The organism is Streptomyces sp. NBC_01257, assembly GCF_035917255.1.
Lineage (GTDB): Bacteria > Actinomycetota > Actinomycetes > Streptomycetales > Streptomycetaceae > Streptomyces.
Genome location: NZ_CP108472.1, coordinates 4,044,667 through 4,059,228, shown reverse-complemented (window position 1 = coordinate 4,059,228; position 14,562 = coordinate 4,044,667). Strand labels below are relative to the sequence as shown.

Sequence of the window (14,562 nt, the reverse complement as noted above, 5' to 3'; positions counted from 1 at the left end):
CCTTCTCACTTTCCGCCGGGCTCCCTCGGCGCGGCGCACCGCTGCCCGTACGCTGTCTGCGTGGCAGAACCAGTGGTGCGCATCCCGGATGCGAAGGTCGCCCTGTCGACGGCCTCGGTCTATCCGGAGTCGACGGCGACGGCCTTCGAGATCGCCGCGCGCCTGGGGTACGACGGCGTCGAGGTCATGGTCTGGACGGATCCCGTCAGCCAGGACGTCGAGGCCCTGCGCCGGCTCTCGGACTACCACCAGGTGCCGATACTCGCCGTTCACGCCCCCTGTCTGCTGATCACGCAGCGGGTCTGGTCCACCGATCCCTGGGTCAAGCTCCAGCGGGCCCGCGCCGCGGCGGAGAAGCTCGGCGCGTCGACCGTCGTGGTCCACCCGCCGTTCCGGTGGCAGCGCAACTACGCCCGTGACTTCGTCACCGGGATCTGGCGGATGGCCGAAGAGACGGACGTCCGGTTCGCCGTCGAGAACATGTACCCGTGGCGCTACCGGGACCGCGAGATGCTCGCGTACGCCCCCGACTGGGACGTCACCAACGACGACTACCGCCACTTCACCGTCGACCTGTCGCACACCTCGACCGCGCGCACGGACGGCATGGCGATGGTCGACCGGATGGGCGACCGGCTGGCCCACGTCCACCTGGCCGACGGCAAGGGCTCCGGGAAGGACGAGCACCTGGTGCCCGGCCGGGGCGACCAGCCGTGCGCCGAGCTGCTGGAGCGGCTGGCCCGTACCGGCTTCGACGGCCATGTCGTCATCGAGGTCAACACCCGCCGGGCGATGTCCACCGCCGAACGCGAGGCCGACCTGGCCGAGGCGCTCGCCTTCACCCGTCTGCACCTCGCCTCCTCGGCGCAGGTGCCGCGCTCATGACCCCGGGCGCCGAAGCCCCGGGCCCCAGGCGCCGGGGCCGCCCCTCCCGCACCGCGGCGACGACGGGCCCGGACGCGCGCACCCGCATCCTGGCGGCCGCCCGCACCGAGTTCGCCGAGCGCGGCTACGACAAGACGTCGATCCGCGGCATCGCGAAGGCGGCGGAGGTGGACGCGGCTCTGGTCCACCACTACTTCGGCACGAAGGACGAGGTCTTCGCGGCCGCGATCGAGGTCTCCTTCGAGCCGGCCCTGGAGATCCCGGCGATCCTGGCCGGGGGCACGCAGGACGTGGGGGAGCGGCTGGCCCGCTACTTCATCGCGGTCTGGGAGAACCCGGCGTCCCGGGCCCCGCTGCTGGCGGTGATGCGCTCGGCCCTGACCCACGAGGCGGCGGCGAAGGTGCTGCGCGGCTTCGTGCTGCGGCGCCTGCTGGGCCGGATCGCGGAACAGCTGGACGTCCCCGACGCCACCTTCCGCGCCGAACTGGCGGCCTCGCACATGGTGGGTATCGCGGTGCTGCGGTACGTGCTGAGGGCGGAGCCCCTGGCATCGGCGGACCCGGAGAAGATCATCGCGATGGTGGCCCCGACCCTGCAGCGCTACCTGACGGACCCCTCGACGGGTCCGGACGGGCCCGGCACATCGAGCCCCTCCGACAAGTGAGCCCGCGGGGCAGAAAAAGCCCCTCCGGCGATTGAGGAGCGGGGTCCGGGGCAGAGCCCCGAAAACGCCCACCCCCTGAGCACCGCATCCCGCATTCCGGACACCGTGTCCAGATCTTGGCACCGGAGGCGTACGCTCAGAAGCAGTCTTTTCTGTCGAAGGAGCGAGAGACGATGCCCCAGCTGAGGTCCCGCACTGTCACCCACGGCCGCAACATGGCGGGCGCGCGCGCCCTTATGCGCGCCTCGGGCGTAGCGAGCGAGGACATCGGCAAGCCGATCATCGCGGTCGCCAACTCCTTCACGGAGTTCGTCCCGGGCCACACCCACCTCGCCCCCGTCGGCCGGATCGTCTCCGAGGCGATCAAGGCCGCGGGCGCGGTGCCCCGCGAGTTCAACACCATCGCGGTCGACGACGGCATCGCGATGGGTCACGCCGGGATGCTGTACAGCCTCCCGTCCCGTGACCTGATCGCCGACTCCGTCGAGTACATGGCCGAGGCGCACTGCGCGGACGCGCTGATCTGCATCTCGAACTGCGACAAGATCACCCCGGGCATGCTGATGGCCGCGATGCGCCTCAACATCCCCACGGTCTTCGTCTCCGGCGGTCCGATGGAGGCCGGCAAGGCCACCCTCGTGGACGGCACGGTCCGCAAGCTCGACCTGGTCAACGCCATCAGTGACGCGGTCGACGAGAGCATCTCGGACGAGGACATCCTCCGTATCGAGGAGAACGCCTGCCCCACCTGCGGCAGCTGTTCCGGCATGTTCACCGCCAACTCGATGAACTGCCTGACCGAGGTCCTCGGCCTCTCCCTCCCCGGCAACGGCTCCGTCCTCGCCACGCACACCGCCCGCAAGGCGCTGTACGAGGAGGCCGGCCGCACGGTCGTCGAGATCACCAAGCGCTACTACGAGCAGGACGACGAGACGGTCCTGCCGCGCGCCATCGGCACCCGCGCCGCGTTCGACAACGCGATGGCGCTGGACATCGCCATGGGCGGCTCGACCAACACGATCCTGCACCTGCTGGCCGCCGCCGAGGAGGCGCAGCTGCCGTACGGGCTGGACGACATCAACGAGGTCTCGCGCCGCGTCCCGTGCCTGTCCAAGGTCGCGCCCAACGTGGCCCCCGGCGGTACGTACTACATGGAGGACGTCCACCGGGCCGGCGGCATCCCCGCCCTCCTCGGTGAGCTGCACCGCGGCGGTCTGCTCAACGAGGACGTGCACTCGGTGCACTCCGACACGCTCGCCGAGTGGCTGAAGAACTGGGACATCCGCGGCGGCTCGCCGTCCCCCGAGGCCGTCGAGCTGTGGCACGCGGCCCCGGGCTGTGTCCGTTCCGCGACCGCCTTCTCGCAGTCCGAGCGCTGGGACACCCTCGACCTGGACGCGGCGGGCGGCTGCATCCGCGACGTGGCGCACGCCTACTCCAAGGACGGCGGCCTCGCGGTCCTCAAGGGGAACCTCGCCGTCGACGGCTGCGTCGTGAAGACGGCCGGCGTGGACGAGTCGATCTGGACCTTCGAGGGCCCGGCGGTCGTCTGCGAGTCGCAGGAGGAGGCCGTCGACAAGATCCTCCGCAAGGAGATCGAGCACGGCGACGTCGTCGTCATCCGCTACGAGGGTCCGCGCGGCGGCCCCGGCATGCAGGAGATGCTCTACCCCACGTCCTTCCTCAAGGGCCGGGGCCTCGGCAAGACCTGCGCACTCGTGACCGACGGCCGCTTCTCCGGCGGCACGTCGGGCCTGTCGATCGGGCACGCCTCGCCCGAGGCGGCGTCCGGCGGCACGATCGCGCTGGTCGAGGACGGCGACCGGATCCGGATCGACATCCCGAACCGCTCGATCGAGCTCCTCGTCCCCGACGCCGAGCTCGCCACCCGCCGCGAGGCGCTGAACGGCGTGTACGCGCCGAAGAACCGCGAGCGCAAGGTCTCGGCGGCGCTGCGCGCCTACGCGGCCATGGCGACGAGCGCGGACCGCGGCGCCGTCCGCGACGTCTCCAAGCTGGGCTGAGCCACCCTCGTCCGTCCGGTCCCTCCCAGGAGGGGCCGGACATCCCTCCCGGGAGGGATCCGGACATGGGGCGCTTCCCTGGGATAATCGACCTCGTGAGCGAGAACAGCGACATCCCCGACGGCACGGCCCCCGGCGCCACCGACTCCGGCACGGCGTCCGCCGGAGCCCCCGCGACCACCCCCGGCCCGCAGCCCGAGCCCCTGCGCTTCTTCGGCACGACCTGGGTCGCGCACGACGGCAACTACGGGCTCCGCCGCGTCGGAGCCGCCATCGGCTCGCTCGCCGCCGCGGTCGCCTCCTGCTTCGTGCTGCGGTTCGCCTTCCAGGGCCTGGAGATCGCCGACATCGGCGGCTTCGTCGGCCTGCTGGTCGTCCTGATGTTCGCGATCTGCAGCGCCATCGCCTTCCGCAGGACGTGGGAGGGCTTCAGCCGCCGCCCGGCCGACCCGGGCCGCGAGGACGCGCTGCGCGGTCTCAAGACGATCGGCTTCGTCGGCTCGCTGCTCGCGTACTTCTTCCGTACGTTCTCCGAGGCGCCGGGCGAGAAGCTGCGGCGTGCGGAGTACGAGGCGGCCCAGGCCCGGTTCGCGAAGCGCCGCTCGTCCCGGACGGGGAACCCGGCGGCCCGCAAGACCGCGAAGGCGAAGAAGCCCCGCCGCAAGTAGGCCGGCCCCCGGCGAAGGTGGACCGCGCGCCCGTGTCGTTCGCCCCGGTCCGGGGCTGGGGTCTTTGTCCTCAAGCGCCGGACGGGCTTGGTGGGGGTGCCGAGCCCCGCGGGGTGCGCCCGCGCTGGTGGGTGGGGGTCCGGGGTCCCTCCGGGGCGTCTCCTCGAACGACGAACGTTTCCAGAGCCCCACGCAGCGAAACCCCGGTATGTGTTCGTCGTCCTGCGGGGACTCCCCTGCAGGCCCCCGGCCCCGGCCGTCGTGCGCCCGCATCCCGGTTCTTCCACCGGTGGTGCCACCGGGGGTGCGGGCGCACGACGGCGTCGGGTGGGGCCGTGCAAGGGCGTCCCCGCAGGAAAATGGCGTACTACCCGGCCCCGGCAACGGAGTGCGTTGCCACGCCAGTTTCTGAGGAGACGCCCCGGAGGGGCCCCACCCCCACCCGCCGGGCAACGGCGCCGCCCCGCGGGGCACCCGCACAAAGCCGGCCCGTCCGGCGCTTGAGGACAAAGACCCGCACCCGGACCGGCGGCACCCCACAACAAGGACCCGGTCCCCAACGAGCCCCCTTGACGGCGGCGCCTCGCCGGGACCAAAATTCATCACATGATGAATTCTTCGGGTGCCGCCATCGAGGCCCGCGGCCTCACCGTCGTACGAGGCAGCCGCACCGTCCTCAAGGACCTCGACTTCACCGTCGAACCCGGCAGGATCACGGGCCTCCTCGGCCCCTCCGGCTGCGGCAAATCCACCCTGATGCGAGCCGTCGTCGGCACCCAGGCCAAGGTCACCGGCACCCTCGACGTGCTGGGCAGCCCCGCGGGCCACCCCACCCTCCGCCCCCGGATCGGCTACGTCACCCAGGCACCGTCCGTCTACACCGACCTCACCGTCCGGCAGAACCTCGACTACTTCGCCGCGATCCTCCGGCCGGGCCGCCGGCGCCGTGACGACCGCCGCGCGGCCGTCACCCGCGCCATCGCCGAGGTCGACCTGACCAGCCACGCCGACGCCCTCGCCGGCACCCTCTCCGGTGGCCAGCACACCCGCGTCTCCCTCGCCGTCGCCCTCCTCGGCACCCCCGAACTCCTCGTCCTCGACGAACCGACCGTCGGCCTCGACCCGGTGCTCCGACGCGACCTCTGGAACCTCTTCCACAGCCTCGCCGCCGACCGCGGCACCACCCTCCTCGTCTCCTCCCACGTGATGGACGAGGCCGAGCGCTGCCACCGGCTGCTCCTCATGCGGGAGGGCGAGATCCTCGCCGACGACACCCCCGAGGCCCTGCGCACGGACTCCCGTACCGACACCGTCGAAGAAGCCTTCCTCCACCTGGTCGACGCGGCCGCCACCCCTCAGGAGAACGCCCGATGAGCACCACGACCACCCCGGCCACCGGCACCGCGCCACTCAGCGCCGCCCGCACCCTCGCCACCGCGGCCCGCGTCCTGCGCCAGCTGACCCATGACCCGCGCACCATCGCGCTGCTCCTGCTGATCCCGGTCGTGATGATCACGCTGCTGCGCTACGTCTTCGACGGCAGCCCCCGGACCTTCGACTCCATCGGCGCCTCGCTCCTCGGCATCTTCCCGCTGATCACGATGTTCCTGGTGACCTCGATCGCCACCCTGCGCGAACGCACCTCGGGCACCCTGGAACGGCTCCTCGCCATGCCGCTCGGCAAGGGCGACCTGATCGCCGGATACGCCCTCGCCTTCGGAGCCGTCGCCATCGTCCAGTCGCTCCTGGCGACCGGCATCTCGGTCTGGGCCCTCGGCCTCGACGTCACCGGATCGCCCTGGCTGCTGCTCCTGGTCGCCCTGCTCGACGCGCTGCTCGGCACGGCCCTCGGCCTGTTCGTCTCGGCCTTCGCGGCCTCCGAGTTCCAGGCCGTCCAGTTCATGCCGGCCGTGATCTTCCCGCAGCTCCTGCTCTGCGGACTCTTCATCGCCCGCGACCAGATGGCACCCGTCCTCGAAGCGATCTCGAACGTGCTGCCCATGTCGTACGCCGTCGACGGCATGAACGAGGTCCTCCACCACACCGAGATCACCGGGAACTTCGTCCGCGACATCGTGGTCGTGGCCGGCTGCGCCCTCCTCGTCCTCGCCCTCGGCGCAGCCACCCTCCGCCGCCGCACCACCTGACGGGCCGGTGCGAGGATGGCGGCACGAGCAACCGTGAGCACCGCCCGGAGGGAACCGCATGACCCAGACAGTTGCAGTCCTCGGCACCGGCAAGATCGGCGAGGCCCTGCTCAGCGGAATGATCCGGGCCGGCTGGCGCCCGGCGAACCTGCTGGTCACCACCCGCCGCTCCGAGCGAGCCACCGAACTCCACGACCGCTACGGCGTCGACGCGGTCACCAACGCGGAGGCCGCCAAGCGCGCCGACATCCTGATCCTGGCGGTCAAGCCCCAGGACATGGGCCGCCTGCTGGACGAACTGTCGCCCCACCTCACCGCCGACCGCCTGGTCATCAGCGCCGCGGCCGGCATCACGACCGCCTTCATCGAGGAGCGCCTCACCCCGGGCACCCCGGTGGTGCGGGTCATGCCGAACACCCCCGTCCTGGTCGACGAGGGCATGTCCGTCATCTCCGCGGGCAGCCACGCCATCACCGATCACCTCGCCACCACGGAGGCGATCTTCGGCGGGGTGGGCAAGACCCTGCGCGTCCCCGAGTCCCAGCAGGACGCGGCCACCGCACTCTCCGGCTCGGGCCCCGCCTACTTCTACTTCCTCGTCGAGGCGATGACGGACGCCGGCATCCTGCTCGGCCTGCCCCGCGCCCAGGCCCACGACCTCATCGTGCAGGCCGCCATCGGAGCCGCCGTGATGCTCCGCGACAGCGGCGAACACCCGGTCAAGCTCCGCGAGGCCGTCACCAGCCCGGCCGGCACCACCATCAGCGCCATCCGTGAGCTGGAGAACCACGGCGTGCGCGCCGCACTCATCGCGGCCCTCGAAGCCGCCCGCGACCGCAGCCGCGAACTCGCCTCCGGCAACGGCTGACCTACCCGGCGGCGGCAGCGATCAGCTCCGCACTGCGCACCACCTCCGCGAACCCACCGCCGTGCAACGACACGGCGGTGGCCCGCGCCAGCTCCTCCGCCCCGAGCGTCCACCCCCACGGGCCCACCCCGTCGAAGGTGTACGTCGCGTCGAGCGCGAAGAACACCTCGTACCCCAGGTTCCCCGCCATCCGCGCAGTCGTCTCCGCGCACATGTTGGTCTGGATCCCGGCCACCACGATCTGCCGCACCCCGGCCTCGCCGAGCCACGCTCCCAGATCCGGCGATCCGTAGAACGCCGAGTTCACGTTCTTCGTCACGAACAGCTCGGGCCCGCCGCCCTTCCCCCGCCGCTCCTCCACATAGGCCTTGAAGCCGTTTCCCGGATATCCGACCCGCAAAGGCGAATCCGGCTTCGGCGAGTCATGCCGTACGAACACGACCGGCCGCCCACCCGACTGCCAGGCGTCGATCAGCCCGGCGATGTTCTCGTCGGCCGAGGGATTGTTCCGCGGCCCCCAGTACGCCTCCTCCTCGAACCCCTGCTGTACGTCCACCACAACCAGCGCTGCGTTCTCCGCGATCTCCATGACAACGATGCTGCCGCGCCCGGACCCGTGCGCCCAGAGGTCGGAAAGCCATCGACCGATGCTTTACTGCCACCATGGCCACCACCACCGGGACGCCCGACGCAACCCCCGCAGCCCCCTCCCGGATCGCCCTGGTCTCCTTCCCGGGCGTCCGCGCGTTCGACGTCTCGGTGATCACGGAGGTCTGGGGCGTGGACCGCACGGACCGCGGAGTCCCGCCCTTCGCCTTGCACCGCACGGCGGCCACCACCGCCCCCATCCCCCTGCGCGGCGGACTCACCCTCACCCCCGACCGCACGCTCAACTGGCTGGCCCGAGCCGACCTGATCGTCGTCCCCGGCCTCGACGACCATGTGACGCCGGCCCCGGAACCGGTCCTCGAAGCCCTGCGCCGCGCCCACGCCCGCGCCACACCGATCGCCGCGCTCTGCGGAGGTGCGTTCACCCTGGCCCAGGCGGGCCTCCTCGACGGCCGCCGTGCCGTCACCCACTGGAACCTCACGGACCTCCTGCGCACCCGCCATCCCGAGGTGACCGTCGTCCCGGACGCCCTGTTCGTCCACGACGACAACCTCTGGACGTCCGCCGGCACGGCAGCGGGCATCGACCTCTGCCTCCATCTCGTACGGAACACCCATGGCGCCGAGACCGCGGCGACGATCGCCCGTTCGATGGTCACGGCACCGTTCCGTACCGGCACGCAGGCCCAGTTCATCGAGCAGCCCACACCGCAGACCGACCGCGACGCCGACACGCTCGCCGCCGTACGGGCCTTCGCCCTGACCCGTCTGGCGGAACCGCACACCGTGGCGGAGCTGGCCGCACGGGCCGGCATGTCCTCCCGGTCCTTCGCCCGCCACTTCCAGGCGACGACCGGCACCACTCCACTGCGCTGGCTCATCACCCAGCGCATCGCCGCAGCTCAGAAGCTGCTGGAGCGCACCGACCTGCCCCTGCCCGAGGTGGCCCGCCGCACGGGGTTCGGCAGCGAGATCACCATGCGCCAGCACTTCGCCACCCACCTGGGCACCAGCCCCCGGGACTACCGCCTGGCCTTCCACCGCACCCCGGCGGCGACCGGGGTTGACACACCCCCTCGGCATCCGTAATGTGCTCCGAGTTGTCCGACGTGAGCGCCGACCCCGGTCGGTCCCCGGACAGCCATTCCGCAGTAACCACAACGAGCGAGCGACAGCTGTCGCCTGCCTCTGCGTGCGCTTATGCGAAATGAGGAATCCGCGTTCGAAGGAACGTGGCCCCGATTAGCGTCGGGGCCCTGGAATCCGCTAATGTCTCACTCGTCGGAACGGCCCAACAGCCGGGAAGACAAGCCCCACTGACTGGGAATCAGGCCCGAAAGGATCTGATAGAGTCGGACTCGCCGGAAAGGGAAACGCGAAAGCGAAGAACTGGAAAGCGGAAAATGCGAGGCCCGCTTCGACCGGGAATCGGGCACGAAAGAGTCTGATAGAGTCGGAAACGCAAGACCGAAGGGAAGCGCCCGGAGGAAAGCCCGAGAGGGTGAGTACAAAGGAAGCGTCCGTTCCTTGAGAACTCAACAGCGTGCCAAAAGTCAACGCCAGATATGTTGATACCCCGACCTGCTTCGGCAGGTTCGAGGTTCCTTTGAAAGTCCTAACAGGTCTTTACCGGCCTGGTAGGCAATGAACACAGCGAGGACACAGTGAACGGTCGGTCTTATTCCGACCTGACCGTTCCGCTCTCGTGTGTGTCTACCCGATTACGGGAAAACATTCACGGAGAGTTTGATCCTGGCTCAGGACGAACGCTGGCGGCGTGCTTAACACATGCAAGTCGAACGATGAAGCCTTTCGGGGTGGATTAGTGGCGAACGGGTGAGTAACACGTGGGCAATCTGCCCTTCACTCTGGGACAAGCCCTGGAAACGGGGTCTAATACCGGATAATACTTTCTCTCTCATGGGGGAAGGTTAAAAGCTCCGGCGGTGAAGGATGAGCCCGCGGCCTATCAGCTAGTTGGTGGGGTAATGGCCTACCAAGGCGACGACGGGTAGCCGGCCTGAGAGGGCGACCGGCCACACTGGGACTGAGACACGGCCCAGACTCCTACGGGAGGCAGCAGTGGGGAATATTGCACAATGGGCGAAAGCCTGATGCAGCGACGCCGCGTGAGGGATGACGGCCTTCGGGTTGTAAACCTCTTTCAGCAGGGAAGAAGCGAAAGTGACGGTACCTGCAGAAGAAGCGCCGGCTAACTACGTGCCAGCAGCCGCGGTAATACGTAGGGCGCAAGCGTTGTCCGGAATTATTGGGCGTAAAGAGCTCGTAGGCGGCTTGTTGCGTCGGTTGTGAAAGCCCGGGGCTTAACCCCGGGTCTGCAGTCGATACGGGCAGGCTAGAGTGTGGTAGGGGAGATCGGAATTCCTGGTGTAGCGGTGAAATGCGCAGATATCAGGAGGAACACCGGTGGCGAAGGCGGATCTCTGGGCCATTACTGACGCTGAGGAGCGAAAGCGTGGGGAGCGAACAGGATTAGATACCCTGGTAGTCCACGCCGTAAACGTTGGGAACTAGGTGTTGGCGACATTCCACGTCGTCGGTGCCGCAGCTAACGCATTAAGTTCCCCGCCTGGGGAGTACGGCCGCAAGGCTAAAACTCAAAGGAATTGACGGGGGCCCGCACAAGCAGCGGAGCATGTGGCTTAATTCGACGCAACGCGAAGAACCTTACCAAGGCTTGACATCGCCCGGAAAGCCGTAGAGATACGGCCCCCCTTGTGGTCGGGTGACAGGTGGTGCATGGCTGTCGTCAGCTCGTGTCGTGAGATGTTGGGTTAAGTCCCGCAACGAGCGCAACCCTTGTTCTGTGTTGCCAGCATGCCCTTCGGGGTGATGGGGACTCACAGGAGACTGCCGGGGTCAACTCGGAGGAAGGTGGGGACGACGTCAAGTCATCATGCCCCTTATGTCTTGGGCTGCACACGTGCTACAATGGCCGGTACAATGAGCTGCGATGCCGCGAGGCGGAGCGAATCTCAAAAAGCCGGTCTCAGTTCGGATTGGGGTCTGCAACTCGACCCCATGAAGTCGGAGTTGCTAGTAATCGCAGATCAGCATTGCTGCGGTGAATACGTTCCCGGGCCTTGTACACACCGCCCGTCACGTCACGAAAGTCGGTAACACCCGAAGCCGGTGGCCCAACCCCTTGTGGGAGGGAGCTGTCGAAGGTGGGACTGGCGATTGGGACGAAGTCGTAACAAGGTAGCCGTACCGGAAGGTGCGGCTGGATCACCTCCTTTCTAAGGAGCATCTAGATTCCGCAAGGAATCCAGAGCCACTACGTCGACAAATGTTCGACGGTGGTCAGCTCATGGGTGGAACGTTGACTATTCGGCACGGTTGGCTGGTTTTCGTAAGTACTGCTTCGGCGTGGAACATGAAGACGGGTTGACTGTGTCGGGCACGCTGTTGGGTATCTGAAGGTACGGCCGTAAAGGTCGTCCTTCGGTTGCCGGCCCCAGTGAACTCGCCTGTAAGGGTGGGGTGATGGGTGGCTGGTCGTTGTTTGAGAACTGCACAGTGGACGCGAGCATCTGTGGCCAAGTTTTTAAGGGCGCACGGTGGATGCCTTGGCACCAGGAACCGATGAAGGACGTGGGAGGCCACGATAGGCCCCGGGGAGCTGTCAACCAAGCTTTGATCCGGGGGTGTCCGAATGGGGAAACCCGGCAGTCGTCATGGGCTGTCACCCGCTGCTGAACACATAGGCAGTGTGGAGGGAACGAGGGGAAGTGAAACATCTCAGTACCCTCAGGAAGAGAAAACAACCGTGATTCCGGGAGTAGTGGCGAGCGAAACTGGATCAGGCCAAACCGTATGCGTGTGATACCCGGCAGGGGTTGCGCATGCGGGGTTGTGGGATCTCTTTTTCATAGTCTGCCGGCTGTGAGACGAGTCAGAAACCGTTGATGTAGGCGAAGGACATGCGAAAGGTCCGGCGTAGAGGGTAAGACCCCCGTAGCTGAAACATTAACGGCTCGTTTAAGAGACACCCAAGTAGCACGGGGCCCGAGAAATCCCGTGTGAATCTGGCGGGACCACCCGTTAAGCCTAAATATTCCCTGGTGACCGATAGCGGATAGTACCGTGAGGGAATGGTGAAAAGTACCGCGGGAGCGGAGTGAAATAGTACCTGAAACCGTGTGCCTACAAGCCGTGGGAGCGTCGCGCATCGAGTTTACTCGGTGCGTCGTGACTGCGTGCCTTTTGAAGAATGAGCCTGCGAGTTTGCGGTGTGTTGCGAGGTTAACCCGTGTGGGGAAGCCGTAGCGAAAGCGAGTCCGAATAGGGCGATTTAGTAGCGCGCTCAAGACCCGAAGCGGAGTGATCTAGCCATGGGCAGGTTGAAGCGGAGGTAAGACTTCGTGGAGGACCGAACCCACCAGGGTTGAAAACCTGGGGGATGACCTGTGGTTAGGGGTGAAAGGCCAATCAAACTCCGTGATAGCTGGTTCTCCCCGAAATGCATTTAGGTGCAGCGTCGTGTGTTTCTTGCCGGAGGTAGAGCACTGGATAGGCGATGGGCCCTACCGGGTTACTGACCTTAGCCAAACTCCGAATGCCGGTAAGTGAGAGCACGGCAGTGAGACTGTGGGGGATAAGCTCCATGGTCGAGAGGGAAACAGCCCAGAGCATCGACTAAGGCCCCTAAGCGTACGCTAAGTGGGAAAGGATGTGGAGTCGCAGAGACAACCAGGAGGTTGGCTTAGAAGCAGCCACCCTTGAAAGAGTGCGTAATAGCTCACTGGTCAAGTGATTCCGCGCCGACAATGTAGCGGGGCTCAAGCGTACCGCCGAAGTCGTGTCATTCCAGCATTAAGGGCCAACGCCTGCTGGGATGGGTAGGGGAGCGTCGTGTGCCGGGTGAAGCAGCCGCGGAAGCGAGTTGTGGACGGTTCACGAGTGAGAATGCAGGCATGAGTAGCGATACACACGTGAGAAACGTGTGCGCCGATTGACTAAGGGTTCCTGGGTCAAGCTGATCTGCCCAGGGTAAGTCGGGACCTAAGGCGAGGCCGACAGGCGTAGTCGATGGACAACCGGTTGATATTCCGGTACCCGCTTTGAAACGCCCAATACTGAATCAGGCGATGCTAAGTCCGTGAAGCCGGCCCGATCTCTTCGGAGTTGAGGGTAGTGGTGGAGCCGACGAACCAGACTTGTACTAGGTAAGCGATGGGGTGACGCAGGAAGGTAGTCCAGCCCGGGCGGTGGTAGTCCCGGGGTAAGGGTGTAGGCCGTGTGGTAGGTAAATCCGTCACACATTAAGGCTGAGACCTGATGCCGAGCCGATTGTGGTGAAGTGGATGATCCTATGCTGTCGAGAAAAGCCTCTAGCGAGTTTCATGGCGGCCCGTACCCTAAACCGACTCAGGTAGTCAGGTAGAGAATACCGAGGCGTTCGGGTGAACTATGGTTAAGGAACTCGGCAAAATGCCCCCGTAACTTCGGGAGAAGGGGGGCCATCACTGGTGAGGGAACTTGCTTCCTGAGCTGGGGGTGGCCGCAGAGACCAGCGAGAAGCGACTGTTTACTAAAAACACAGGTCCGTGCGAAGCCGTAAGGCGATGTATACGGACTGACGCCTGCCCGGTGCTGGAACGTTAAGGGGACCGGTTAGCTGACTTTCGGGTCGGCGAAGCTGAGAACTTAAGCGCCAGTAAACGGCGGTGGTAACTATAACCATCCTAAGGTAGCGAAATTCCTTGTCGGGTAAGTTCCGACCTGCACGAATGGCGTAACGACTTCTCGACTGTCTCAACCATAGGCCCGGTGAAATTGCACTACGAGTAAAGATGCTCGTTTCGCGCAGCAGGACGGAAAGACCCCGGGACCTTTACTATAGTTTGATATTGGTGTTCGGTTCGGCTTGTGTAGGATAGGTGGGAGACTTTGAAGCGGCCACGCCAGTGGTTGTGGAGTCGTCGTTGAAATACCACTCTGGTCGTGCTGGATGTCTAACCTGGGTCCGTGATCCGGATCAGGGACAGTGTCTGATGGGTAGTTTAACTGGGGCGGTTGCCTCCTAAAGAGTAACGGAGGCGCCCAAAGGTTCCCTCAGCCTGGTTGGCAATCAGGTGTTGAGTGTAAGTGCACAAGGGAGCTTGACTGTGAGACCGACGGGTCGAGCAGGGACGAAAGTCGGGACTAGTGATCCGGCAGTGGCTTGTGGAAGCGCTGTCGCTCAACGGATAAAAGGTACCCCGGGGATAACAGGCTGATCTTCCCCAAGAGTCCATATCGACGGGATGGTTTGGCACCTCGATGTCGGCTCGTCGCATCCTGGGGCTGGAGTCGGTCCCAAGGGTTGGGCTGTTCGCCCATTAAAGCGGTACGCGAGCTGGGTTTAGAACGTCGTGAGACAGTTCGGTCCCTATCCGCTGTGCGCGTAGGAATATTGAGAAGGGCTGTCCCTAGTACGAGAGGACCGGGACGGACGAACCTCTGGTGTGCCAGTTGTCCTGCCAAGGGCATGGCTGGTTGGCTACGTTCGGAAAGGATAACCGCTGAAAGCATCTAAGCGGGAAGCCTGCTTCGAGATGAGTATTCCCACCAACTTGATTGGTTAAGGCTCCCAGTAGACGACTGGGTTGATAGGCCAGATGTGGAAGCCCGGTAACGGGTGGAGCTGACTGGTACTAATAGGCCGAGGGCTTGTCCTCAGTTGCTCGCGTC

Annotated in this window: 9 protein-coding genes and 2 rRNA genes; 10 read left to right on the top strand and 1 reads right to left on the bottom strand. The window is 66.1% G+C overall.

All coding sequences use genetic code 11. The features are described 5' to 3' along the window. Nucleotides 1–75: 75 nt before the first annotated feature. The 7 genes from OG408_RS17340 to proC all read left to right on the top strand — a co-directional run bounded on the left by OG408_RS17340 (nt 76) and on the right by proC (nt 7,257). On the top strand, nt 76–885 hold the full coding sequence (locus OG408_RS17340) for a sugar phosphate isomerase/epimerase family protein (protein WP_266786243.1): 810 nt from the start codon (nt 76–78) through the stop codon (nt 883–885). Then, entirely contained in the window at nt 882–1,550 is a 669-nt protein-coding gene (locus OG408_RS17335; protein ID WP_285574129.1) for a TetR/AcrR family transcriptional regulator, read from the top strand. Before OG408_RS17340 ends, OG408_RS17335 begins: the two co-directional genes overlap by 4 nt. 173 nt (nt 1,551–1,723) lie before the next feature. Continuing rightward, a complete protein-coding gene (ilvD, locus tag OG408_RS17330; protein ID WP_266780007.1) occupies nt 1,724–3,574 on the top strand; it encodes a dihydroxy-acid dehydratase in 1,851 nt (616 codons plus the stop codon). 95 nt (nt 3,575–3,669) lie between these two features. Continuing rightward, nucleotides 3,670–4,242 (top strand): hypothetical protein, encoded by a 573-nt coding sequence (locus OG408_RS17325; RefSeq protein ID WP_266780006.1) that lies wholly within the window; start codon nt 3,670–3,672, stop codon nt 4,240–4,242. Nucleotides 4,243–4,848: 606 nt separating this feature from the next. Further along, nucleotides 4,849–5,616: an ABC transporter ATP-binding protein gene (locus OG408_RS17320; protein WP_326670689.1), complete on the top strand. Its 768-nt coding sequence runs from the start codon at nt 4,849–4,851 to the stop codon at nt 5,614–5,616. Next, the gene (locus tag OG408_RS17315) at nt 5,613–6,389 is read left to right on the top strand and encodes an ABC transporter permease (RefSeq protein ID WP_285574728.1); all 777 of its coding nucleotides are present in this window, start codon (nt 5,613–5,615) and stop codon (nt 6,387–6,389) included. Before OG408_RS17320 ends, OG408_RS17315 begins: the two co-directional genes overlap by 4 nt. Nucleotides 6,390–6,447: 58 nt before the next feature. Beyond that, on the top strand, nt 6,448–7,257 hold the full coding sequence (gene proC / locus OG408_RS17310; RefSeq protein ID WP_266780003.1) for a pyrroline-5-carboxylate reductase: 810 nt from the start codon (nt 6,448–6,450) through the stop codon (nt 7,255–7,257). Nucleotide 7,258: 1 nt separating this feature from the next. On the opposite strand, the gene OG408_RS17305 is transcribed toward proC, so the two are convergent. Beyond that, a complete protein-coding gene (locus OG408_RS17305; protein WP_326670686.1) occupies nt 7,259–7,846 on the bottom strand; it encodes a cysteine hydrolase family protein in 588 nt (195 codons plus the stop codon). Between the two features lie 74 nt (nt 7,847–7,920). On the opposite strand from OG408_RS17305, the gene OG408_RS17300 reads away from it, so the two are divergent. The 3 genes from OG408_RS17300 to OG408_RS17290 all read left to right on the top strand — a co-directional run bounded on the left by OG408_RS17300 (nt 7,921) and on the right by OG408_RS17290 (nt 14,549). After that, nucleotides 7,921–8,955 (top strand): GlxA family transcriptional regulator, encoded by a 1,035-nt coding sequence (locus tag OG408_RS17300; protein WP_326670684.1) that lies wholly within the window; start codon nt 7,921–7,923, stop codon nt 8,953–8,955. Nucleotides 8,956–9,600: 645 nt separating this feature from the next. Continuing rightward, nucleotides 9,601–11,126: ribosomal RNA gene (locus OG408_RS17295) — 16S ribosomal RNA — on the top strand. Between the two features lie 298 nt (nt 11,127–11,424). Then, nucleotides 11,425–14,549 (top strand): 23S ribosomal RNA (locus tag OG408_RS17290). Together the 16S and 23S rRNA genes form the textbook arrangement of a ribosomal RNA operon. The last annotated feature ends 13 nt before the right edge of the window (nt 14,550–14,562 follow it).

Coding starts and splice junctions, on each gene's coding strand:
- OG408_RS17335 (WP_285574129.1), top strand. CDS start 882: ATGACCCCGGGCGCCGAAGCCCCGGGCCCCAGGCGCCGGGGCCGCCCC.
- ilvD (WP_266780007.1), top strand. CDS start 1,724: ATGCCCCAGCTGAGGTCCCGCACTGTCACCCACGGCCGCAACATGGCG.
- OG408_RS17320 (WP_326670689.1), top strand. CDS start 4,849: ATGATGAATTCTTCGGGTGCCGCCATCGAGGCCCGCGGCCTCACCGTC.
- OG408_RS17315 (WP_285574728.1), top strand. CDS start 5,613: ATGAGCACCACGACCACCCCGGCCACCGGCACCGCGCCACTCAGCGCC.
- proC (WP_266780003.1), top strand. CDS start 6,448: ATGACCCAGACAGTTGCAGTCCTCGGCACCGGCAAGATCGGCGAGGCC.
- OG408_RS17305 (WP_326670686.1), bottom strand. CDS start 7,846: ATGGAGATCGCGGAGAACGCAGCGCTGGTTGTGGTGGACGTACAGCAG.
- OG408_RS17300 (WP_326670684.1), top strand. CDS start 7,921: ATGGCCACCACCACCGGGACGCCCGACGCAACCCCCGCAGCCCCCTCC.